This is a genomic window from Pseudomonas sp. LD120, from assembly GCF_009861525.1.
Classification (GTDB): Bacteria; Pseudomonadota; Gammaproteobacteria; order Pseudomonadales; family Pseudomonadaceae; genus Aquipseudomonas.
In genome coordinates this window covers 432,530-453,613 of sequence record NZ_WVHL01000003.1, presented here as the reverse complement: position 1 = coordinate 453,613, position 21,084 = coordinate 432,530, and the positions used below count along the sequence as shown (strand labels likewise).

General features: G+C 58.5%; 18 protein-coding genes, 4 tRNA genes and 1 riboswitch. Of the genes, 5 read left to right on the top strand and 17 right to left on the bottom strand.

What is annotated here, in order from left to right; genetic code table 11:
• Window positions 1-253 precede the first annotated feature (253 nt).
• Both PLD_RS08325 and PLD_RS08320 read right to left on the bottom strand, forming a co-directional pair.
• On the bottom strand, window positions 254-943 hold the full coding sequence (locus tag PLD_RS08325) for a sensor histidine kinase KdpD (RefSeq protein WP_159891609.1): 690 nt from the start codon (window positions 941-943) through the stop codon (window positions 254-256).
• The gene (locus tag PLD_RS08320; protein WP_159891607.1) at window positions 940-2,544 is read right to left on the bottom strand and encodes a tetratricopeptide repeat-containing response regulator; all 1,605 of its coding nucleotides are present in this window, start codon (window positions 2,542-2,544) and stop codon (window positions 940-942) included. Before PLD_RS08320 ends, PLD_RS08325 begins: the two co-directional genes overlap by 4 nt.
• 527 nt (window positions 2,545-3,071) lie before the next feature.
• Here PLD_RS08320 and PLD_RS30635 point away from each other — a divergent pair.
• Entirely contained in the window at window positions 3,072-3,293 is a 222-nt protein-coding gene (locus tag PLD_RS30635) for a hypothetical protein (protein ID WP_256674576.1), read from the top strand.
• Window positions 3,294-3,450: 157 nt separating this feature from the next.
• Here the strand turns inward: PLD_RS30635 and PLD_RS08310 are convergent.
• Window positions 3,451-3,527 (bottom strand) — tRNA-Arg (locus PLD_RS08310).
• A gap of 37 nt (window positions 3,528-3,564) precedes the next feature.
• Here PLD_RS08310 and PLD_RS08305 point away from each other — a divergent pair.
• From PLD_RS08305 to PLD_RS08295, 3 genes are all read left to right on the top strand, one after another.
• Window positions 3,565-3,783 (top strand): hypothetical protein, encoded by a 219-nt coding sequence (locus PLD_RS08305; protein ID WP_159891605.1) that lies wholly within the window; start codon window positions 3,565-3,567, stop codon window positions 3,781-3,783.
• Between the two features lie 32 nt (window positions 3,784-3,815).
• On the top strand, window positions 3,816-4,055 hold the full coding sequence (locus tag PLD_RS08300) for a hypothetical protein (protein ID WP_159891603.1): 240 nt from the start codon (window positions 3,816-3,818) through the stop codon (window positions 4,053-4,055).
• 1,117 nt (window positions 4,056-5,172) lie between these two features.
• On the top strand, window positions 5,173-5,499 hold the full coding sequence (locus PLD_RS08295; protein WP_003204761.1) for an Arc family DNA-binding protein: 327 nt from the start codon (window positions 5,173-5,175) through the stop codon (window positions 5,497-5,499).
• A 116-nt stretch (window positions 5,500-5,615) separates the two neighbouring features.
• Here the strand turns inward: PLD_RS08295 and mgtE are convergent, their stop codons facing one another.
• The 8 genes from mgtE to ltaE all read right to left on the bottom strand — a co-directional run bounded on the left by mgtE (window position 5,616) and on the right by ltaE (window position 13,448).
• Window positions 5,616-7,058, bottom strand: a complete 1,443-nt coding sequence (mgtE, locus tag PLD_RS08290) for a magnesium transporter (protein WP_159891601.1) — start codon at window positions 7,056-7,058, stop codon at window positions 5,616-5,618.
• Between the two features lie 413 nt (window positions 7,059-7,471).
• Window positions 7,472-7,548: transfer RNA gene (locus PLD_RS08285), tRNA-Arg, on the bottom strand.
• Between the two features lie 72 nt (window positions 7,549-7,620).
• Window positions 7,621-7,697, bottom strand: a tRNA-Arg gene (locus tag PLD_RS08280).
• Between the two features lie 107 nt (window positions 7,698-7,804).
• Window positions 7,805-7,895: transfer RNA gene (locus PLD_RS08275), tRNA-Ser, on the bottom strand.
• A 62-nt stretch (window positions 7,896-7,957) separates the two neighbouring features.
• Window positions 7,958-8,146, bottom strand: a complete 189-nt coding sequence (gene csrA, locus PLD_RS08270; RefSeq protein WP_002554426.1) for a carbon storage regulator CsrA — start codon at window positions 8,144-8,146, stop codon at window positions 7,958-7,960.
• A 187-nt stretch (window positions 8,147-8,333) separates the two neighbouring features.
• Window positions 8,334-9,575, bottom strand: coding sequence for an aspartate kinase (locus tag PLD_RS08265; RefSeq protein ID WP_159891599.1), 1,242 nt, complete (start codon window positions 9,573-9,575; stop codon window positions 8,334-8,336).
• Window positions 9,576-9,672: 97 nt separating this feature from the next.
• Window positions 9,673-12,297: an alanine--tRNA ligase gene (gene alaS / locus PLD_RS08260; protein ID WP_159891597.1), complete on the bottom strand. Its 2,625-nt coding sequence runs from the start codon at window positions 12,295-12,297 to the stop codon at window positions 9,673-9,675.
• Between the two features lie 146 nt (window positions 12,298-12,443).
• Window positions 12,444-13,448, bottom strand: a complete 1,005-nt coding sequence (gene ltaE, locus PLD_RS08255; RefSeq protein WP_159891595.1) for a low-specificity L-threonine aldolase — start codon at window positions 13,446-13,448, stop codon at window positions 12,444-12,446.
• 218 nt (window positions 13,449-13,666) lie between these two features.
• A riboswitch (FMN riboswitch) is annotated at window positions 13,667-13,836 on the top strand.
• A 120-nt stretch (window positions 13,837-13,956) separates the two neighbouring features.
• Here ltaE and PLD_RS08250 point away from each other — a divergent pair.
• Complete coding sequence (locus PLD_RS08250; RefSeq protein WP_159891593.1) at window positions 13,957-14,466, top strand: 6,7-dimethyl-8-ribityllumazine synthase; 510 nt, start codon at window positions 13,957-13,959, stop codon at window positions 14,464-14,466.
• 56 nt (window positions 14,467-14,522) lie between these two features.
• Here the strand turns inward: PLD_RS08250 and astE are convergent, their stop codons facing one another.
• The 6 genes from astE to aruF form a co-directional block, all read right to left on the bottom strand.
• Window positions 14,523-15,533 (bottom strand): succinylglutamate desuccinylase, encoded by a 1,011-nt coding sequence (gene astE / locus PLD_RS08245; protein WP_159891591.1) that lies wholly within the window; start codon window positions 15,531-15,533, stop codon window positions 14,523-14,525.
• Between the two features lie 12 nt (window positions 15,534-15,545).
• A complete protein-coding gene (locus PLD_RS08240) occupies window positions 15,546-15,833 on the bottom strand; it encodes a topoisomerase II (RefSeq protein WP_159891589.1) in 288 nt (95 codons plus the stop codon).
• A 62-nt stretch (window positions 15,834-15,895) separates the two neighbouring features.
• Window positions 15,896-17,242, bottom strand: a complete 1,347-nt coding sequence (gene astB, locus PLD_RS08235) for an N-succinylarginine dihydrolase (protein WP_159891587.1) — start codon at window positions 17,240-17,242, stop codon at window positions 15,896-15,898.
• Window positions 17,243-17,408: 166 nt separating this feature from the next.
• Window positions 17,409-18,878, bottom strand: coding sequence for a succinylglutamate-semialdehyde dehydrogenase (gene astD / locus PLD_RS08230; protein ID WP_178116161.1), 1,470 nt, complete (start codon window positions 18,876-18,878; stop codon window positions 17,409-17,411).
• Window positions 18,875-19,900, bottom strand: a complete 1,026-nt coding sequence (gene astA / locus PLD_RS08225; protein WP_159891583.1) for an arginine N-succinyltransferase — start codon at window positions 19,898-19,900, stop codon at window positions 18,875-18,877. Before astA ends, astD begins: the two co-directional genes overlap by 4 nt.
• An 85-nt stretch (window positions 19,901-19,985) precedes the next feature.
• Window positions 19,986-21,005 carry an arginine/ornithine succinyltransferase subunit alpha gene (gene aruF, locus PLD_RS08220; RefSeq protein WP_159891581.1) on the bottom strand — a complete coding sequence of 340 codons (1,020 nt, stop codon included), beginning with the start codon at window positions 21,003-21,005 and terminating at the stop codon, window positions 19,986-19,988.
• Between the last annotated feature and the right edge of the window lie 79 nt (window positions 21,006-21,084).

Here is a 21,084-nt window from a genome sequence, read left to right as displayed (position 1 = left end):
AGTGACACATTCGATCTCATCAATGCCCGTCAATCGCTCGGCGAGTGAACAGTGGCCTTCGGTTGTCATGACTCAATCCTTGTTGTTATACGAGCCGCGAACGGCAACCCGTACAAAATACGCATCAGCCGTTCAAAATTTCAAGCAGGCAAAGATAAAATCCCGAAGCCCCCGGTTTCCGGCAATAACGAGCGTTACCAAAAGACCAATAACGCCACAAGGACACGTCGCAGGAATAACCTCGGAGGGCCCTTCAGGGCAGATAGAGCTTGAACAAGCCGCCGCCCAACGGACCGCCATTGCTGATTTGCGTGTGCCCGCCTACACCATTGCGTTGGTGCAGTTCGGCGATGCGTCCAGCGAAGTACAAACCCAGTCCGGTGCTGCCACTGCTTTGATTGATGCCCTGCACATAATCGGCCTGACGTTCGATCATTACCGGGGGATAACCGTCACCATCATCATTGATGGACAGGACCACCTGCCCCTCCTCATCACTGACGCTGATCAACAGCGCATGGCGTGCATGACGAATCGCATTGTTGATGCAGTTAGCCAGTACCGAGGCGATCAACTCACGATCGAAAAAGCCCAGAGGACTCAAAGGATCAACTTCGTAGGTGGCCAAGATCCCACGGCTTTTGAACACGTCCTGATGGCTCACCAATTGCGCTTCTATGAAGTCATCCAACTCGTGATAGGCCGGCTGCAGGGGCAACTGATTGACCCCCAGCTTGTACAGCCCCAGCAGTTGCACCAACATCCCGTTGAGGTGGGCAAATTCATAATCGATCACCCCCTGCTCAGCTGTCTGCTGCGCCTCGGGCAGACGCGCTACCCATTGCGCATGGGCCTGCATCAGCATAGCCAGGGAGTTCTTCATGTCATGTACGGTGGAGGCGATCACCGTGGAAAAGTCGAGAGCCTGTTGCTGTTCGTTCATTCGCCAAACGCCTTGCTTCTCAGCTTCTGGTAACGCGGATAACGCACGTCGCTATCGGGCATCATGCCAACCATTTTCAGGCACTCGCGACACTCCTCCAGGAGCGCCGCATCGGCACTGGCATCCGCACCGTGCAACAGCGACTGCGCCATGTTCAGGGCAATACTGATGTTCTTCGGCTGCATGGCCAGAGCCTTGCGGAACAATTCCCGGGCTTCGGCCAAGTTGCCAGCCTTGTAGCTACGCACACCCTGGCGGTTAATGTCAGCCGCCGCATTGGAAGCATTGAGAATAGCCGGATCGTCGGTGAGCTTGGCAATGTTCTGCATGACCTTCGGATCGTCGCCGTAGATTTCCGCGCAGTTTTTCAACATCGACGCACCTGCATTGGCCTGCCCCAGCATTTGCAGTTGCTTGGCCACCAGCAGCGCCGCCTCGGGACTCATGAACTGCTCCATGCCATCCAGGCGCATCAATGCCTGTTCGGTGAGCTTTTCCGCGGTTTCCGCATCATTGAGCAGCAGACTGGTGGCTTTCATCAAACGCGCGCGAATCTGCAACCCCGGATCGGTGGGATTTTCCTTGGCCACAGCGCTCAGGGTCTGATTGATCTCCAGCCGGGTACGCGTATCCAGTCCTTTCTCGCTGCCTTTGCTGATCAGCGCATGGGCCAGACCAAGATTGCTTTCCGGGTCCTTAAAGCGCGACTGCGCGCCCTGGGAAACGGCCTGACGATAGGCTCTGGAAGCGCTGTCAAAATCTTCGTTAGCCATGGCCAGCTTGCCCAGCAGGGCCTGACGCCGAACCGCCAATGGCGACAGGCGCACAGCCTCTTCCAGCACACTCTGGGCACGCTTGGTATCGCCTTCAGCCACCAGCACATCAGCTAACCCGTCATAAAGCCCCGGCATCATCGGAAAGGCTTTCAAGGCCTTTTCGTACACCGACTTAGCCTCACCAATCTGCCCACGCTTGAACAACAGACGCCCCAATCCGACATAAGCCCAAGGCAATGGACGGTCGGCCAAAATACTGTTGTACAGGCGCTCAAGGGCCTCATTCTGATGCATATCGCGCAGAGCATCCGCCCGATAACGCAGGCACAGCGGTGCGTAACGCGGGTCTTGCTTGCATAGGGCGACGCAGGCGTTGAGCACCTCCACCGGCTTACCCCGATCAAGGGCCTGAAGGATGGGTTTGAGCAGGTTCTTACGCTGCTGCAGACGCTCCAAGCGCTGCGCCAGACCAGAGCGATTGAAAGGCTTGGTCAAATAGGCATCGGGCTCGTGCTCCAGGGCACTGAGCACCATGGCCTGGCTGCTCTCAGCGGTAACCATGAGGAACACGCTTTCATGGCTGATGAGTTTTTCCAGCATCAGGTCTTCGAGCACCTGCTGGCCGTTTTTCTTGCCGTCACCCAGGTGGTAATCCTGAAGGATAAAGTCATAGCGCTTTTGCGCGCACATGCGCAGAGCCTGTTCGCCGGTATCCGCGGTGTCCACGTCCTTGACGCCCAGCTCACGCAACATCGAACGCACCGAACTGCGGAAGTCCGAGAAATCATCGACGATCAAAAAGCTCTTTTGGTGGTACGCCAGCATCGAAGATTCCAGGCAAGTAAGAAAATCAATCCAGAGACACGAGGCCCGGCCTCTCAGCCCACTCTCGGGCGCGCGAATAATAGCCGCAAGCCAGAGGCCATCAAGCATTTTCCAGCGGTCCCATGCTCCGGGCCGCTGCTTGGGAATACAAGTGTCCACCGAAGCTATCGGCCAGATTCAGCAATCCCTTATAGAGACCGAGCAGCATTTACCACCTGAACGCGAAAGAATCAGCCAGCGCCCAGGCAACGCTGCTGAAAATCCCCCTCCCCTCGCCCCAACGCCTTGGATTCTGAAACATCACCTGACAGCATGCCGCGCCTCAACGCCTCAAGTGTCTTTTACTTGCCGCGCCAGGGTTTCCCACAGACCTGGCCAAGGGCCAAATTCTCCATCAGACGCGAGCTTGCAAGCTGGGTGTCGAAGCATCGGCATGCCCACCGGAGGTGTTATAGAGAATGAGCAATTACCGACCTGCCAGGCGGTGCATCACCTGATGCGCAGGTCATTATCAAAGGGAGTCAACGATGGCGCATAACAGCGGCGTGATCACCGGCATTGAACTGGAACAGCAGTGGTTTCGCGTTGATCTGCACGGCCTGAGCACCACCAACGATCCTCGCTTGCGTACGCAGTGCTTTTTTTGTCCGCTACACGATGCTGATGAACTGGATCGATCCTCAGACAGGTTGGCGCATCATGTTGCACAACGCCGAACGGGCTCAAGACTGCTTCAACGACCGGGATGACTTCGTTCGCGCTTACGTGCTCAGGCGTCAGCAATGGGTCGCCGCGTTCAGGGCCGACTCTCTGGGGCAAGCATTCGACGAGGCGAGCTTGAGTCGCCTGGGACGGATTACCGGCGTTCTGTCTGGCGACGCAGTGAGGCAACGAAGGGAAATGAGTTGGTGTCCCAGGGCAGGTTCGAACTGCCAACCTTCCCCTTAGGAGGGGGATGCTCTATCCAATTGAGCTACTGAGACTTAACAGCGGCGCCAGGCGGCGCGAAGGACGGCGTGCATGTTAACGGTCAGGGCTGCATTTGTCATGTCATCCCTAGGGCTTTTTGCAGAAGACGCCAGCCCTGGGCGCAGGACTCAAAACGACTTCGTGCAAATTGCATCACCCCAAAAAGCCATCATTGCAAAATGCAATCAACAAGATGGACTTAAAAAATTTAAGCCATTGTTTTTAAAGCATTTATGCATTATTAAACCACTGGCACGCGGCCTGCTTTAGTCAATGAATAAGACACCGCAGAGATGATGCTCATGAACAGCGCCTTGCTTATGTTGAATGCCACAGCCATCGCCGCATTGCTGGCCTTCCACTTTCTGCCAGCAGGCAACGCTGAACTTACCCCTGCTACCGCCCCCCATCACAACCCACACCAAACGCCGCAACTGGCGGTCATCAGCAGCCAGGCAGTGCCTGGAGTAATTGCCCGGGCGACCGAAGGACAGACCCTGCCGCAACCGTCCGTCACGCCAACTGAAAGCTGGGTATTTTAAGTTCGCGACATCAGGAGCCCTCTATGTCCACTGCTGCAATAAGCTTGTTCGCTCTGACACTGCTCAGCGGATGTGCTGCCCGGCTGCTGCCAGCACTTCGCTGATTGCCTGCGGCTCGTTCTTCAGCTTGTTCCTGCTGGCATTGTTCGCAGGGCGCAAGATCAAGCTCGATTCGACGCTGCGCTAACACGGCACTGTCGCAGTATCTCCAGCACTGGTTCCAGAGTAATGCTCAACTCTGCGGAACTAACCAAACACACAATCAGCTCATCATCGAACCAAGCGGCACTGCTGAGCAGCTCGTTGCGTTTCAAGGTAATACCGACTTCGTGCACGCGCTCCCGCGCCCGTAGCAGTAAACGGCGACGCACACCTGTTTGCTCAAGACCAGAACTATCGGAATTAGATCAAGATAGTGCTTTCTCACTTGAGGAAAACACCCTCTTGAGCCATCGACAAGCCCCCTCCTACCATCGGATAATCACTGATCAATCTGCAATGGAATGCCATAGCCGAGGCCATTGCTCCGCCAGAACAAAGCGGAATCGCCTACATCACTCGCTGCCCGCCCCCCCGCCCAATACCCCCTCTCCCCCCTCACCCGCTAACACGGCAGAACACGTAACCAACCCGCTTGCAATCTCACAACTCATTGAATTTAAAGGCTGCCTGACGCCATCAATCAAGCTATCCTTGCCGCCCCCGAAGGCCCCATCGAGTCAATCAGCCTACCTGGCATGCGGTGTTGCTCCGTGCGACGCCACTAGCAAATTGGCCATTTGCCACTATTCTCTAACAGGCAGGGATTACACAACTCACCCGCACAACATGCACCTTCGCTAGTGCGCTAATACTTTCATTGGAGAGGAGGATGCGGCCAACAGCGCGGATTAGCGATCTTTTCAAACCAGTCCGCATTTCTGATAATTGGTGCTGGCATAACGCCTTTATCCAGTTCAATATTTGTCACAGAATTGACGCCAAGGATCTGGCAACTTTGAGGCATGATGCGGGCCTCTTAGCAATTCAGGTTGAACATTTGGCGATCAGGCTTGTCCTAAAAAACAGCCCGCGGCCAATTCCGAGAACCGCTCCCCTGAACTAACCGGTTAAATATATGCGCCCATTGAAACAGGCAATTTATTCCAGCCGTACGGCTGACAAGTTCGTCGTACGCCTACCCGACGGGATGCGTGAACGCATTGCCGAGGTGGCTCGCAATCATCACCGCAGCATGAACTCCGAAATCATCGCGCGCCTGGAACAGAGTCTCATTCAGGAAGGCGCCTTGGGCGAAGAGCTGAGCATGCGCCTGGACAGTCCAGAGCTGTCTTTGCATGAACGCGAACTGCTTCAACGTTTCCGTCAACTTTCACATCGCCAGCAAAACGCTTTGGTTTCGCTGATCGCCCACGACGCTGAAATGGCCGCAGACGCCACCTGACTTCATCTCGAACGCTAAAGCCAGCCCAGCCGCTGGCTTTTTTTTTGCCTGAGACAAAAGCAACGAAGCGCCATATAGGCGCTTCGCGGGGATGTAAAGCATTAGCTGGGAGCTCTTTAGAGCAAGAAGATCGTCGCCAGACCAAGAAAGATGAAAAAACCACCACTGTCGGTCATCGCGGTAATCATCACACTGGCTCCCATTGCCGGATCACGTCCCAGACGCGCCAAGGTCATCGGGATCAGAACGCCCATAAGCGCCGCCAGCAAGAGATTGAGGGTCATGGCCGCCGTCATCACCACCCCCAGCGACCAGCTCCCGTAGAGCATGTAGGCCACGACGCCGATCACTCCGCCCCACACCAAACCATTGATCAAGCCTACCGCCAACTCCTTGCGCATCAGACGCGAAGTATTACCGGTACTGACCTGGTCCAAAGCCATCGCACGAACAATCATGGTGATGGTCTGGTTACCCGAATTGCCACCGATGCCCGCGACAATGGGCATCAAAGCGGCCAGGGCCACCAACTTTTCGATAGACCCTTCAAACAAGCCAATCACACGGGATGCGACAAAAGCGGTAACCAGATTGACCGCCAGCCAAGCCCAACGGTTACGCAGTGACTTCCACACTGAGGCGAAGATGTCTTCCTCCTCACGCAGACCAGCCATGTTGAGGACTTCGGTCTCACTTTCTTCACGAATCAGGTCGACCATTTCATCGATGGTCAAACGACCGATCAGCTTGTCGTTCTTGTCGACTACTGGGGCCGAAATCAGGTCATACCGCTCAAACGCCTGGGCGGCGTCGTAGGCGTCTTCGTCCGGATGAAAACTCACCGGGTCGCTGGCCATGACTTCTGCGACCTGTTTTTCCGGATCATTGACCAACAACCGCTTGATCGGTAGTACGCCTTTCAGCACACCGTCGTAATCGACCACGAACAACTTGTCAGTATGGCTAGGTAGCTCTTTGAGGCGACGCAGATAACGCAAAACCACTTCAAGACTGACATCCTCACGGATGGTCACCATCTCGAAGTCCATCAGCGCACCGACCTGCTCCTCGTCATAGGACAGCGCTGAGCGAACCCGCTCACGCTGCTGGCCATCGAGCGCCTCCATCAGCTCGTGGACAACGTCTCGCGGCAGCTCAGGGGCCAGGTCAGCAAGTTCGTCAGCGTCCATCTCCTTGGCGGCAGCCAGGAGTTCGTGATCGTCCATGTCGGCGATCAGGGTTTCACGGACAGAGTCGGATACTTCGAGGAGGATATCGCCGTCACGCTCGGCCTTGACCATCTGCCAGACGGTCAGACGCTCGTCCAGGGGCAAGGCTTCAAGAATGTAAGCAACGTCGGCGGAGTGCAGATCGTCGAGCTTACGCTGCAATTCGACGAGGTTCTGCCGGTGGACCAGGTTCTCGACCCGATCATGGTGATGGCCTTCCTGACGATGCGTCAGGTCTTCGACCACTCGCTGGCGCTGCAGCAGCTCAATGACTTGAGCGAGGCGGTCTTGTAGGCTTTCTTGCGTTTTTTTTACTTCTACTTCGGTCATAGGCGAACTCCACTCCCAGCAGAGGAGCACGCCGGAAGGATCAATCAGTCAGTTCATGATTGTGAAAACGGGATACTGAGTCACTACTGGGTAAGTCCATGGAGGTATTCCACAAGCCCCGGCGGGGCTGACGGGCGCAATCATACACCGCCTGGCGGTTTTAAACGTTAAAAATCACGACAAGACAAGCGCTTGCGGCACAAACCTGCGCAGGGCCCGAGCCTATGAAACTGCGACGCCCTAGCGGAAAAAGAAAACACACGCCCGCAGAAAAAATCCATTAGCAGGCCGGCAGATATGAAATTCGACCACCAACGACCGGGGCCGTTCCAGCCAAATGAGTTGGAAGAAAGACAGATAAATGACGAACAAAACAAAAAGCCCGCATCTTACGATGCGGGCTTTCTGATATATGGTGCACTCGACAGGATTCGAACCTGTGACCGCTCGGTTCGTAGCCGAGTACTCTATCCAGCTGAGCTACGAGTGCATTTTGTGTTTTTAGACCAGACCACAACTGGTTGAAACCGAGCTATCTACATTACTGAAGCTAACCCTTAAATGGTGCACTCGACAGGATTCGAACCTGTGACCGCTCGGTTCGTAGCCGAGTACTCTATCCAGCTGAGCTACGAGTGCATTTGTTGCCGCGCATTATAGGCCGTTAAATCTCTTTGTAAAGCACTTTTTCTAGTAATTTCAACAACTTACAGAAGAAGCCAGATTACAACGTACTAAATAAATAATGGCGGAGAACGGGGGATTCGAACCCCCGACACCCTTTTGAGGTGTACTCCCTTAGCAGGGGAGCGCCTTCGGCCACTCGGCCAGCTCTCCGCAACACGGGGCGTATATTAACCACCTTTCTCCCCGTTTGCAAACAAAAAAAACGATAAAAATTAATGGCTTGGTTCTTCGTCCTTCTCTTTCTTGATTCGCAGGTAAATTTCCTCACGATGAACCGCCACTTCTTTGGGGGCGTTGACACCAATACGCACTTGATTACCTTTGACACCGAGCACGGTCACAGTGATTTCGCCGTCACCAATGATCAGGCTCTCGGCGCACCGACGAGTCAGAATCAGCATACCTTTCTCCTCACGCATTACATTTCAGGGACTACAGTCTGCAAAAAAAAGGGTGTTGGCCTACAGCCAGTTCGGCAGCAGTCCTACACGCCTAAGTATTGACTAGCACGAGCAAAAGAACAGTTTTCTCCCGTGCTGATCAAAAACACAAAGGGCGCGGTCAGCCCGCGCCCCTGTCGAACCTGAATCACTCTCCCTGTCGGGCTGGAGCGTCGAGTTCAAAAGCGGTGTGCAGTGCACGCACAGCCAACTCCAGGTACTTCTCTTCGATCACCACCGAAACCTTGATCTCGGATGTAGAGATCATCTGGATATTGATGCTTTCTTTCGCCAGGGCTTCGAACATACGGCTAGCCACGCCCGCATGGGAGCGCATGCCGACACCCACGATCGAGACCTTGGCAATGTCGGTGTCGCCGACAACTTCACGAGCGCCAATTGCACGCGCAGTGTTTTCCAGCACGGTCTGGGCCGCCAGGTAGTCATTGCGATGCACGGTGAAGGTGAAGTCGGTGGTGTTATCGTGCGAAACGTTCTGCACGATCATGTCGACCTCAATGTTCGCCGCACTGATCGGGCCAAGAATCTTGAAGGCCACGCCAGGATTGTCTGGCACGCCACGGATAGTCAGCTTGGCTTCATCGCGATTAAAAGCGATGCCGGAAATGATCGGCTGTTCCATGGATTCCTCTTCATCAATAGTAATGAGGGTGCCCGGACCCTCCTGAAAGCTGTGCAACACGCGCAGCGGAACGTTGTACTTGCCAGCAAACTCGACCGCACGGATCTGCAACACCTTGGAACCGAGACTGGCCATTTCCAGCATCTCTTCAAAGGTGATCTTGTCCAGGCGTTGAGCCCTGGGTACCACGCGCGGATCGGTGGTGTAGACGCCATCAACGTCGGTGTAGATCTGACACTCGTCAGCCTTCAGGGCTGCCGCCAGCGCAACGCCAGTGGTATCGGAGCCGCCGCGCCCCAACGTGGTGATGTTGCCGTGCTCGTCAACGCCCTGGAAACCGGCGACCACAACCACACGACCAGCCTTCAAATCGCCACGAATTTTCTGATCATCAATCTGCAGGATTCGCGCTTTATTGTGAGCACTATCGGTCAGAATTCGTACCTGATTACCGGTGTAAGACACTGCCGGAACACCGCGTTTGATCAGCGCCATGGCCAACAGTGCAATGGTCACTTGCTCACCGGTGGACACAATCACATCCAGCTCCCGGGGAACCGGTTTGGCTTCACCACTGATCTGCTTGGCCAGTTCGATCAGGCGGTTGGTCTCGCCACTCATCGCCGACAACACAATCACCAGATCATCGCCGGCTTCGCGGAACTTCTTCACCTTGTCGGCGACCTGCTCGATCCGCTCGACAGAGCCGACCGACGTGCCTCCAAATTTCTGTACGATCAAAGCCATTTTCTAAGCCGCCTCAGCCCGTAAAGGGGCGCCCGTTAATCAATCAAACTGCACAGCGCAAGGCCCCGCCACTAGACGACGAGACCGGCTCGGCGCCTTAAATACCCTGTTCGACAAATGGTACGGTCAGGGCCAGTGCGGCATCCAGCGCAGCCGCATCAACGCCGCCGCCCTGAGCCATGTCTGGACGACCACCGCCCTTCCCGCCCACTGCCGCAGCGGCTTGCTTCATCAAATCACCGGCTTTGAGTTGGCCAGTCAGGTCTTTGGTTACACCGGCAACCAGTACGACCTTTTCCTCATGGACACTGCCGAGCAGGATCACTGCGCGGCCGAGTTTGTTTTTCAACTGATCCACTAGCGCCAGCAGCGCTTTGCCGTCCTGGCCGTCGAGACGCGCGGCCAGTACTTTCACGCCTTTGATGTCTGCCGCCTGAGCCGACAAATCATCACCGGCCGCGCTGGCGGCCTTGGCCTGCAACTGCTCAAGCTGCTTCTCCAGCAGACGATTGCGCTCCAGCACCACCGACAGCTTGTCGATCAGATTGTCACGACTGCCCTTGACCAGGGTCGCCGCTTCCTTGAGTTGTTCTTCCGCTGCGTTCAGGTACGCCAGGGCCGCGGCACCGGTGAGCGCTTCGATACGCCGCACACCGGCAGCCACACCGCCCTCACTGGTGATTTTCAGCAGGCCAATGTCGCCGGTACGGTTGGCGTGGATACCACCGCACAGTTCCACCGAGAAATCGCCGCCCATGCTCAGCACGCGCACACTGTCGCCGTACTTCTCGCCGAATAGCGCCATGGCGCCCTTCTTCTTGGCGGTATCGATGTCGGTTTCTTCGGTTTCCACAGCCGTATTCTTACGAATCTCGGCGTTGACGATGTCTTCCAGCGCCTTGATTTGCTCAGGCTTGATCGCTTCGAAGTGACTGAAGTCAAAACGCAGACGCTGACTGTCCACCAGCGACCCCTTCTGCTGCACGTGCTCGCCCAGTACCTGGCGCAGGGCAGCGTGCAGCAAGTGGGTGGCCGAGTGGTTCAGCGAAGTGGCGTGACGCACGTCGGCGTCGACCTGGGTTTCAACCGGAGCGCCCACGATCAGGCTGCCCTTGGCCAGCACGCCGTGATGCAGGAACGCGCCACCGGTCTTGGTGGTGTCGCGCACATCAAAACGCGCACTGCCGGCCTGCAGATAACCGCAATCACCGATCTGACCGCCGGACTCAGCGTAGAACGGCGTCTGGTCAAGCACCACCACGCCCTCTTCGCCCTCGCTCAATACGTCGACCGACTGCCCTTCCTTATAGAGCGCAACCACTTTGGCCGCACCGCTGGTGGCCTGGTAACCGGTGAACTCGGTGGCCACATCGACCTTGACCAGGCTGTTGTAGTCCATGCCGAAGGAGCTGGCGGAACGAGCGCGCACGCGCTGGGCTTCCATCTCGCGCTCAAAACCTTCCTCGTCGAGGGTCAGGCTGCGTTCGCGGGCAATGTCGCCGGTCAGGTCCATGGGGAAGCCGTAAGTGTCGTACAGCTTGAACACCACATCGCCCGGCACCACGGTGCCTTTGAGCTCGGCCAGGTCCTGCTCGAGGATCTTCAGGCCCTGCTCCAGGGTCTTGGCGAACTGTTCTTCTTCGGCCTTGAGCACCCGCTCGATATGCGCCTGCTGGGATTTCAGCTCAGGGAAAGCTTCACCCATCTCGGCCACCAGAGCAGCAACGATCTGATAGAAGAAGCTGCCCTTGGCGCCCAGCTTGTTGCCATGACGGCAAGCGCGACGAATGATCCGGCGCAGCACGTAACCACGGCCTTCGTTGGATGGCAGCACGCCATCGGCGATCAGGAAACCGCAGGAGCGGATGTGGTCAGCCACCACTTTCAGCGATGCCTGGGCATCGTTGGTGCAACCGATGGCCTTGGCCGACGCGTCCAGCAGGCTTTGGAACAGGTCGATTTCATAGTTCGAGTGCACATGCTGCAGCACGGCACTGATCCGCTCCAGGCCCATGCCGGTATCCACCGACGGCGCAGGCAGCGGGTGCAACACGCCATCGGCGGTGCGGTTGAACTGCATGAATACGTTGTTCCAGATTTCGATGTAACGGTCACCGTCCTCTTCCGGCGAACCGGGTGGACCGCCCCAGATGTCGGCACCGTGATCGTAGAAAATCTCGGTGCAAGGACCGCACGGGCCGGTATCACCCATGGTCCAGAAGTTGTCGGAAGCGTAAGGCGCGCCTTTGTTATCGCCAATGCGCACCATGCGCTCGGCCGGCACGCCGACTTCCTTGGTCCAGATGTCGTAGGCTTCGTCGTCGCTGGCGTAAACCGTGACCCAGAGCTTTTCCTTTGGCAGGTTCAGCCACTTGTCGGAGGTCAGGAAGGTCCAGGCGAAGGTGATGGCGTCACGCTTGAAGTAGTCACCGAAGCTGAAGTTGCCCAGCATTTCGAAGAAGGTGTGGTGACGAGCGGTATAACCGACGTTTTCCAGGTCGTTGTGCTTGCCACCGGCGCGGACGCACTTCTGGCTGCTGACCGCGCGGGTATAAGCGCGCTTTTCCTGGCCCAGGAAGCAGTCCTTGAACTGGTTCATCCCCGCGTTGGTGAACAGCAAGGTTGGGTCGTTGCCTGGGATCAAAGAGCTGGAGGCTACACGGGTGTGGCCTTGCTCTTCGAAGAAGCGAAGGAAGGCTTCACGGATTTCTGCGCTTTTCATTAGGTTCTTCCACGGAGACTGCGGCCAAAGGCCTGTGCGCAACGTCAACAGACGAAACGACGGCAAAGGGCCGCATTATATCGGCGTTGATCACTAGGTACAGTGTGTTTGTACGATACAAACAGTCAATTGGACGAGGAACACTGTCAGTTACGGGAAAACGCGACAAAAGTGTCGACCACTTGTTCGATTTGCCCGGCATTCACGTCCAGATGGGTGACCAGACGCAGTCGTGGCGCGGCGCTGAGCTTGATGCCTCGCTGCGCAGCAAAGGCCTTGATGGCCTCGGCGCGATCGCCCATGTGCACGTACACCATATTGGTTTGCACGGGCTCGACACAGTAGCCCGCCTCACTCAGCCCTCGTGCCAGCAACTGCGCATTGGCATGGTCGTCCGCCAGACGCTGCACCTGATGATCCAACGCATACAGACCGGCTGCCGCCAATCCGCCGGCCTGGCGCATGCCGCCACCGACCATCTTACGCAAGCGCCGGGCCTTGCCGATCAGCGCCACCGAGCCGCACAACACCGAGCCCACCGGTGCGCCGAGCCCCTTGGACAGGCACACCGACACCGAGTCGAAATGCTCACTGATCAGTCGGGCATCCACCCCCAATTTCACCGCCGCGTTATACAAGCGTGCACCGTCCAGATGCAGCGCCAAGCCGTGCTCACGACTAAAAGCCCGAGCCTGGGCCAGATACGACAAGGGCAGTACCTTGCCCTGCATGGTGTTTTCCAGCGCCAGCAGGCGGGTGCGGGCAAAATGAAAGTCATCGGGCTTGATCGCTGCCTCCACCTGGGCCAAGTCCAGCGAGCCGTCTGCCTGAAACTCCAGTGGCTGGGGCTGGATCGAGCCCAGCACTGCAGCACCACCGCCTTCATATTTATAGGTGTGAGCTTGCTGCCCGACGATGTACTCATCGCCGCGCTCGCAGTGCGCCATCAACGCCAGCAGGTTACTCATGGTGCCGGAGGGCACAAACAGCGCTGCGGCAAAGCCAAGCCTGCGCGCCAACTCGGTTTCCAAGCGATTGACCGTCGGGTCTTCACCGTACACATCGTCACCGGTTGGGGCACTGGCCATGGCGTCGAGCATGCCCGGGGTCGGTTGGGTCACGGTGTCACTACGAAGATCAATCACGCTCATCACATCTGGCCTCGACTGTGGGACCCACTGGGTCGGCTTTAAACGGGGGAGTTTGCTTTCCAGGGGAATTACTGCGGTCACCTACCTGATTAATCAAGCAATAACTGTAGAAAATGCTGAACCAGAGGAGGAAACCCGGATGAGAATGATCAAAAAGGCGCAATGCGCGCGCGACGGATCTGTGTTAAAAACTCACCGCCCGCGGAAAATCCACGGGCAAACGTTCTCAGGGCGGGGTGTAATTCCCCACCGGCGGTAATTGCGCGCAACGCGCATAGCCCGCGAGCGCTTGGCGACTCTGTGACAAGTACGCAGGTGACGACAAGGTCAGCAGACCCGGTGTGATTCCGGGGCCGACGGTCATAGTCCGGATGAAGAGAGAACGGGATTGGCAGCCAAGGGCCACTATCGGGCCGTTCGTGGGAAATCCACGACGGTTCTGCGCGCCCCTTAAATCCCATTCGATCCATATACGCCCTGTTTTTTACACAAACAGGAGTCAGAACTGATGCAACCCACCGCAATCGATAGCCAAAGCAAACACCATCCCAACGAGCGCGTCGCGTTTATCCAGGCCTGCTGGCATAAGGAAATCGTCGATCAGAGCCGCCTGGGCTTCGTCGCGCAAATGCTCGCCCAGGGCTATCAGGAATCCGATATCGACTTCTTCGAAGTCGGCGGCGCCTTTGAAATCCCACTGCACGCCAAACTGCTGGCAAAGTCCGGACGCTATGCCGGGATCGTCGCCGCGGGCCTAGTGGTGGACGGTGGCATCTACCGCCACGAATTCGTCGCCCAATCGGTGATCAGCGGTCTGATGCAAGTGCAGTTGGAAACCGAAGTGCCGGTGTTCTCCGTGGTGCTGACCCCGCATCATTTCCATGCGGGCGAAGAACATCAGAAGTTTTTCTTCGAGCACTTCGTGCACAAAGGTCAGGAAGCGGCAAGAACCTGCGCCGACACCCTGCAGAAAGTGCATGCTCTGCGCCGCAACGAGCAGCGCGCGGTCGCGGTTTAAGCGTTAGCCGCATCGCCGCCAAGCCGATACCCACGGGCCCGGCTCGGCGGCGAACCTCAGGCCAGGCCGTCCGCCGTGGCCGGCACAATCAAAATCCCCGCACGCAGACCATTCTTCACCTTGGGGTTGGGGAAGATGATTCGTGCACCTTGCTCTTCAATGACCCAACGGGTCTGGGCGATGTCATCGGCTAACAGGTAACCCACGTCCAGCTCGGAAAAGTTCTCCACGTCCGCCGGCAGGTGCAACTGGAAACTGTCGCTGTGCTTGATGATTTCCCGGGCCACACTGAACAGTTTAAGACCATCGAGACCGTCCTCTTCGGCAGCCGGCTCAGTACCTTCGATGATGTGTTTGAGGCGGGCTTCCAAGCGCTCGACGTTAACCCCCTGGTTCTGCCCGAAGGGCCGCGCCTTCCCCAGCTCCAGAGTGAAAGACTCAGCTCCCAACTGATCGTAGGTGTAAGCACTGAAGACAATGGAGGGCTTGTTCTGCAGCAATACCGCTTCCATGCCGGCAGCCCGCAGGCGAGTCAATTGACGGCGCGAATGCTGGCGCCCGTCCTTCCATGGATACAGGGCGAACTGCTCGATCTTCGAGCCACGGATTGCCGTGTGCAGGTCGTAGTGCAAGCGCTCGCGCTGCGGCAGGCTGAAAAAGCTCGCCGCCAGACGTTCCAGTTCACAGGCCCGAAGGGCCTCCACGCCGCTGCTCATTTGGTGACGGCCATTGAATAGCCGGTTGACGTCCTGCTCGACAAAACGCTCGCCACGGCGCATGGCCTCGGGGTTGCCGAACAGAAATAGAATACGTGCGCGGGGCTTCAAGTCGCCTCGGGCAATGTCGTGCAACAGACGGTCGAGCAGCTCGATCGGAGCCGTCTCATTGCCGTGGATACCCGCGGACAGCAGCAGGTCCAGACCGTTGTCGCGGGCTTCGGGTGCCCGGACTTCCAGGGCGCCCTCGCCAAGCCAACGCATGCGCACGCCGTCGACAGTCAGTTGAGTCTTCTCCGCCGGTTCGCGGCCGGCGAGGGTCAGTTCAAGCAGTTTGCCGAGGGCGAGCATAACGCGGCTTCCTTAGTGAGCGTGACCGCAGTCCGGGCCATGCACGTGATCGTCATCACCGGCCTCGGCCGGTTCCATTTCCAGTTGCAGGCTGACCAAGTTGGTGGCCAACGGGCGCAGCAGCAGGCTGGCGTATTCGGCATCCCCCTCCTCCACGTCCACGCCGATCAGCAACTGGCCACGGCCGTCCTGTTGAATCCACACTTCCTTGCCCTGCCACAGCACCGCAAAGCGGGTGCAGGAGGTTTGCAGTTGAGTGCCGTCGGTGTCTTCAAGGATCAGTTGCAGGGTATCGCTCATGGGGGATCGTTCTCATTTGGGGTGAAGCGGCGCGCCCGGTGGTATGAGACGGGCGCGGGCTTTCAATTGATCTGGAAGGGATAAACCGCGCCCAGTTTAAGGATTTGCGTCAGTTCATCCAGTGCCGTCCGGCATTCAAGCAACAGCTGCGGGTCCGCCAGATCGCTTTCGCGGAGGCGGTCGCGGTAGTGCTTGCCGACCCATTGGGCCAGGGTGTCGTACAACGGCGCGGTCATGATAACCCCAGGATTGACCGCCGCCAGCTCAGTTTCATTGAGGGCCACGCGCAGGCGCAGGCACGCCGGGCCACCGCCGTTCTGCATGCTCTGCTTGAGATCGAAGACCTTCACTTCACGGATCAGCCCGCCGGAGCTGGTGAGGCTTTGCAGGTACTGCCAGACGCGCTCGTTGCCGCGGCACTCTTCCGGCACGATCAGCAGCATCGAACCATCGGCGCGGGACAGCAACTGGCTGTTGAACAGATAGGAACGCACAGCATCGTCTACTGTCACCTGTGCGCGCGGCACGCAGATCGACTGGAAGCGGCCGCCACGCTTGCCCAGCTTGGCCTGCAGTTCAGCGAGCATCCTCTCGGTTTCGAGGAAGGCATCCTCGTGATAGAACAGCACCTCGCCATTGCCCACCGCAATCACATCGTTGTGGAACACGCCTTGATCGATCACCGATGGATTCTGCTGGGCATAAACCACACCCTCGTCGCTCAGACCATGCAGACGAGCCACGGCTTGCGAGGCTTCCAGCGTCTGGCGCGCCGGGTATTTCTGCGGCGCCGGGTAGCGGGTATCGAACGCGCTGCGACCGAACACGAAGAACTCGACACCGGCCTCGCCGTAGTCACGGCAGAAACGCGTGTGGTTGGCCGCGCCTTCATCGCCGAACTGCGCCACCGCCGGCAAGGCCGCGTGGTGGGCGAAGTGTTTCTGGTCAGCGAACATCGCCCCCAGCACACGGCTGGTGGTCGGGTGCTCGATGCTGCGGTGGTATTTGCAGTTGAGGTTGGCGGCAGTGAAATGCACGCGACCGTCAGCGGTGTCGGCGCTCGGGCTTACCGTTGCGGCATTGGCAACCCACATGCTCGACGCAGAGCAACTGGCCACCAACAACGGCATGGCCTGCTGGGCCGCTTGCTGAATCACTTGCGCGTCGGTCCCGGCAAAACCCAGGTTACGCAGCGCCGCAACGTCAGGGCGCTCTTGCGGAGCGAGCACGCCTTGCTGAAAGCCCATTTCCATCAGTGCTTTCATTTTCGCCAGGCCTTGCAGCGCCGCTTCCTTGGGGTTGGAACCCTGCTGGCTGTTGCTCTGGGAGGCGACATTGCCGTAGGACAAACCGCCGTAGTTATGGGTCGGCCCCACTAGCCCGTCAAAATTGACTTCATAGGATTTCATCAGCGAGGCTCCACGAATCTGTTGTTATAGGCATCGGTTCTATACATGTCTTGAGGCCGTCAGCGTCCATGGACGCGGCTGCAGGGCCGCTGCTGCTCGGCGTAGCTGCTGCCGAAGGCTGCGACAAGGCCCACAGGACCTTCCCGCAAGCCTCTACGCAAGGCTATTACCCCAGGCGCACACCCGGCGTCAGCGCGCTCGGCAGCACCAGGCTCGGGGTTTCCAGGGACGCCACCGGGTACGCGCAGTAATCCGCCGCGTAATAGGCGCTGGCCCGGTGGTTGCCCGAAGCGCCCACGCCACCGAACGGTGCGCTGCTGGCGGCACCGGTCAACTGCTTGTTCCAGTTGACGATACCTGCCCGGCTTTCCAGCCAGAACTGCTGGTAGCGCTCGGCGGAATCCGACAACAGCCCCGCAGCCAGGCCGTACTGAGTGTTGTTGGCCTCGGCGATCGCTGCATCGAAATCAGCGTAGCGGATCACTTGCAGCAACGGCCCGAACAGCTCTTCATCGGGACGCTCAGCCACTGCCGTAACGTCCAGAATTCCCGGCGTCAGCAACGCGGCCTGAGCCTGGGGCTGGGTCATTTCCAGCAAGGCCACGGCGCCATTGGAAACCAGTTGCCGTTGCGCCTCCAGCAGCGCGTGAGCAGCGCCCAGGGAAATCACCGAACCCATGAATGGCGCGGGCTGCTGGTCATAGGCACCGACATCGATGCCCGCGCTGACCGCCACCAGGCGCGCCAGCAACCCATCACCCCAGGTGCCTTGCGGCACCAGCAGGCGACGGGCGCAGGTGCAACGCTGGCCGGCCGAGATGAAGGCCGACTGAATGATGGTGTACACCGCGGCGTCCAAATCAGCGACCTGATCCACCACCAGTGGGTTGTTGCCGCCCATTTCCAGGGCCAGGATCTTGTCCGGACGTCCGGCAAATTGCTGGTGCAGATGATTGCCGGTATGGCTGGAACCGGTGAAGAACAAGCCATCGATACCCGGATTGGCGGCCAGGGCGATACCGGTTTCCCGGGCGCCTTGCAGCAGGTTGAGGACGCCTGCCGGCAAGCCGGCTTCGATCCAGCACTGCACCGTCAGCTCGGCGACTTTCGGCGTCAGCTCGCTGGGTTTGAACAGCACACTGTTACCGGCCAGCAGCGCAGGAACGATATGCCCATTAGGCAAGTGCCCAGGGAAGTTGTAAGGACCAAACACCGCCACCACGCCGTGAGGCTTGTGTCGCAGCACGGCGGTGGCGTCACCCAAGGGGCCGCTCTTCTCGCCGGTACGCTCGCGGTAGCTCTGCACCGAGATGGCAATCTTGTTGACCATGCTGGTGACTTCGGTGGCGGCTTCCCACAACGGCTTGCCGGTTTCCTCACCGATGCAGCGGGCCAGTTCATCGGCACGCGCCTTGAGCGCAGCGGCAAAGGCTTCGAGCACGGCAATACGCTCCTCTAGGGAACGCTTGGCCCAGCCCGGAAACGCCTGGCGGGCGGCCTGCACGGCGCTTTCGACCTGCGCGGCAGTGGCACCGTTACCGGACCAGATAACCGCCTGGGTCACCGGATTGACCGAGGTGAAGGCTTCGCCCTGGCCAGCCAGCCATTGGCCTGCGATGTACAGCGTGCTCATTATTTCGACTCCCGAGAAGCAGACAGCGGAACCGCGCGGACCTGGTCGCCGGCGTTGAGTTGCAGGCGCTTGGCGGTCAACGGATCGACCACCAGGGTGCCCGCGGCGAAGCGGCCCGGCGCCGCGGTGATGCGGCAGTCCTCGCGCTTGCGGTTGTGGATGAGGAACGGCGTGGCGTCGTCACCTGGAGTACCGATGGCCAGCACCAGCGCCTGGCTGTCACGCACCGCGCGAATCTTGCTGGTCTCGCACTCCACCGCCGGGCCCGCGTCGAAAATATCGACGTAGCCCTGATAGCTGAAGCCTTCGCTCTTGAGCATGGCCAGGGCCGGTTCGGTGTCGGTGTGAACCTTGCCGATCACGTTGCGCGCATCTTCGGAGAGAAAGCAGGTGTACAGCGGAAACTTGGGCATCAGCTCGGCGATAAATGCCTTGTTGCCGACCCCAGTCAGGTAGTCCGCCTGGCTGAACTCCATCTTGAAGAAGTGCCGGCCCAGGCTTTCCCAGAACGGCGAACGGCCATTCTCGTCGGACATGCCGCGCATCTCGGCAATGATCTTGTTACCGAACAATTGCGGGAACTCGGCAATGAACAGCATCCGCGCCTTGGCCAGCATGCGGCCGTTGAGGCCGTTACGGTAATCGGCGTGCAGGAACAGCGAGCACAGCTCAGAGTTGCCAGTCAGGTCGTTGGCCAAAAACAGCGTGGGGATCTCGCGGTAGATATTCAGCTCCTGGGAAGCGCTGACCGTGAGGCCGACCCGGAAGTTGTACCAGGGCTCACGCAAGCCGACAGCGCCGGCAATGGCGGAAATCCCCACCACTCGGCCGTTGTCGTCCTCCAGCACGAACAGGTAGTCCGCGTCGCCGCGCTCGGCTTCACCACGAAAGGTCTTTTCCGCCCAGCCAACCCGATGGGTCAGGCGCTCTTCGTTAGCCGGCAAGGTGGTGAGGCCGGTGCCGGTGCTGCGGGCCAGGTCGATCAGCGCGGGTAAATCGCTGCTGCGTACGGGACGAACGATCATGCTATCTCCTCAAACACAAGCCGCTGGCGGCCTGCGCGAAACTCGCTGCTTTCTAGGCATGCTTTCCAGGTCGTGAAAGCAGGGGTTAAACCGCCACCAGGCGCACGCTGGCACCTTCGCCGACGCCCAGGGCTTCGGCTGCTTGCAGGTCCAGGATCACCGGTTTGCCCGGGGCATAATCCAGCTCCAGCAGCACCGCGCGGTAATCCTGCAACTGGCCGTTGGACACCAAGTATTGACGACCGCCGCTCTTGAGCGCCTCGCCGATTTTCACCGGTACCACACGACTTTGGGCAATGGAACGAATTCCCGAAACCCGTGCATGCAAGGTTGGACCACCGTCAAAAATGTCGATGTAGTGATCGGTTTCAAAGCCTTCGCGCATCAGGATGTCGAAGGTGATCTGCGCCCGCGGATGCACCTGGCCCATGGCTTCCTGGGCGGCGTCCGGCAGCAGCGGTACGTAGATCGGGTAGTGCGGCATCAGTTCGGCGAGGAAGGTCCGGCTCTTCAGGCCGCACAGACGCTCGGCTTCGGCGTAATTGAGGTCGAAGAAGTTGCGCCCGATGGCATCCCAGAACGGCGAATCACCGTGTTCATCGCTGTAGCCGACGATCTCGGTCACCACCGAATCGGCAAACCGCTCCGGATGGCCAGCAACAAACAGCAGGCGCCCCCGAGAGTTAAGCTCCGACCAGGCCGACCCCACCAACTCTGGAACCACATAGAAACTGGTCAACAGGCTGTTGCCGGTCAGGTCATGGCACTGGGACAAGACGTGAATCTTGTTGTGGATCTTCAGCTCGCGGGACGCGTGGACGAAGGTTTCATTACGAAAGCTATAGAACGGCTCGGAATAGCCGGCTGACGCGACAATGGCCGAACAGCCCACCAGCTTGGCGCTGTCGGTGTCTTCCAGGACGAAGAAGTAACTCTCTTCGCCGTTGAAACTCACCTCAGCAGCGAACGAGGCCTCGCTGGCGGCGATCTTGTCGCGCAGGCGTTCCACATCATCCGGCAAGGAGGTGACACCAATCGGGCTGTCTGCAGCCAGACGCTGTACCTCGCCCAGATCAGCCATTTGCGCGGGGCGCATCACCAGCATGGTGTCACTCCTTACTCTAAAACAGGTCGGAAAGCGTCCGACTCAGGGAAAAAAATGCCGGGACAGCCCGGCACAGGAA

What these genes read in the sequence shown, in the direction of transcription:
- PLD_RS08325 (WP_159891609.1), bottom strand. Translation starts at nt 943, where the DNA reads ATGAACGAACAGCAACAGGCTCTCGACTTTTCCACGGTGATCGCCTCC.
- PLD_RS08320 (WP_159891607.1), bottom strand. Translation starts at nt 2,544, where the DNA reads ATGCTGGCGTACCACCAAAAGAGCTTTTTGATCGTCGATGATTTCTCG.
- PLD_RS30635 (WP_256674576.1), top strand. Translation starts at nt 3,072, where the DNA reads ATGGCGCATAACAGCGGCGTGATCACCGGCATTGAACTGGAACAGCAG.
- PLD_RS08305 (WP_159891605.1), top strand. Translation starts at nt 3,565, where the DNA reads ATGTTAACGGTCAGGGCTGCATTTGTCATGTCATCCCTAGGGCTTTTT.
- PLD_RS08300 (WP_159891603.1), top strand. Translation starts at nt 3,816, where the DNA reads ATGAACAGCGCCTTGCTTATGTTGAATGCCACAGCCATCGCCGCATTG.
- PLD_RS08295 (WP_003204761.1), top strand. Translation starts at nt 5,173, where the DNA reads ATGCGCCCATTGAAACAGGCAATTTATTCCAGCCGTACGGCTGACAAG.
- mgtE (WP_159891601.1), bottom strand. Translation starts at nt 7,058, where the DNA reads ATGACCGAAGTAGAAGTAAAAAAAACGCAAGAAAGCCTACAAGACCGC.
- csrA (WP_002554426.1), bottom strand. Translation starts at nt 8,146, where the DNA reads ATGCTGATTCTGACTCGTCGGTGCGCCGAGAGCCTGATCATTGGTGAC.
- PLD_RS08265 (WP_159891599.1), bottom strand. Translation starts at nt 9,575, where the DNA reads ATGGCTTTGATCGTACAGAAATTTGGAGGCACGTCGGTCGGCTCTGTC.
- alaS (WP_159891597.1), bottom strand. Translation starts at nt 12,297, where the DNA reads ATGAAAAGCGCAGAAATCCGTGAAGCCTTCCTTCGCTTCTTCGAAGAG.
- ltaE (WP_159891595.1), bottom strand. Translation starts at nt 13,448, where the DNA reads ATGAGCGTGATTGATCTTCGTAGTGACACCGTGACCCAACCGACCCCG.
- PLD_RS08250 (WP_159891593.1), top strand. Translation starts at nt 13,957, where the DNA reads ATGCAACCCACCGCAATCGATAGCCAAAGCAAACACCATCCCAACGAG.
- astE (WP_159891591.1), bottom strand. Translation starts at nt 15,533, where the DNA reads ATGCTCGCCCTCGGCAAACTGCTTGAACTGACCCTCGCCGGCCGCGAA.
- PLD_RS08240 (WP_159891589.1), bottom strand. Translation starts at nt 15,833, where the DNA reads ATGAGCGATACCCTGCAACTGATCCTTGAAGACACCGACGGCACTCAA.
- astB (WP_159891587.1), bottom strand. Translation starts at nt 17,242, where the DNA reads ATGAAATCCTATGAAGTCAATTTTGACGGGCTAGTGGGGCCGACCCAT.
- astA (WP_159891583.1), bottom strand. Translation starts at nt 19,900, where the DNA reads ATGATCGTTCGTCCCGTACGCAGCAGCGATTTACCCGCGCTGATCGAC.
- aruF (WP_159891581.1), bottom strand. Translation starts at nt 21,005, where the DNA reads ATGCTGGTGATGCGCCCCGCGCAAATGGCTGATCTGGGCGAGGTACAG.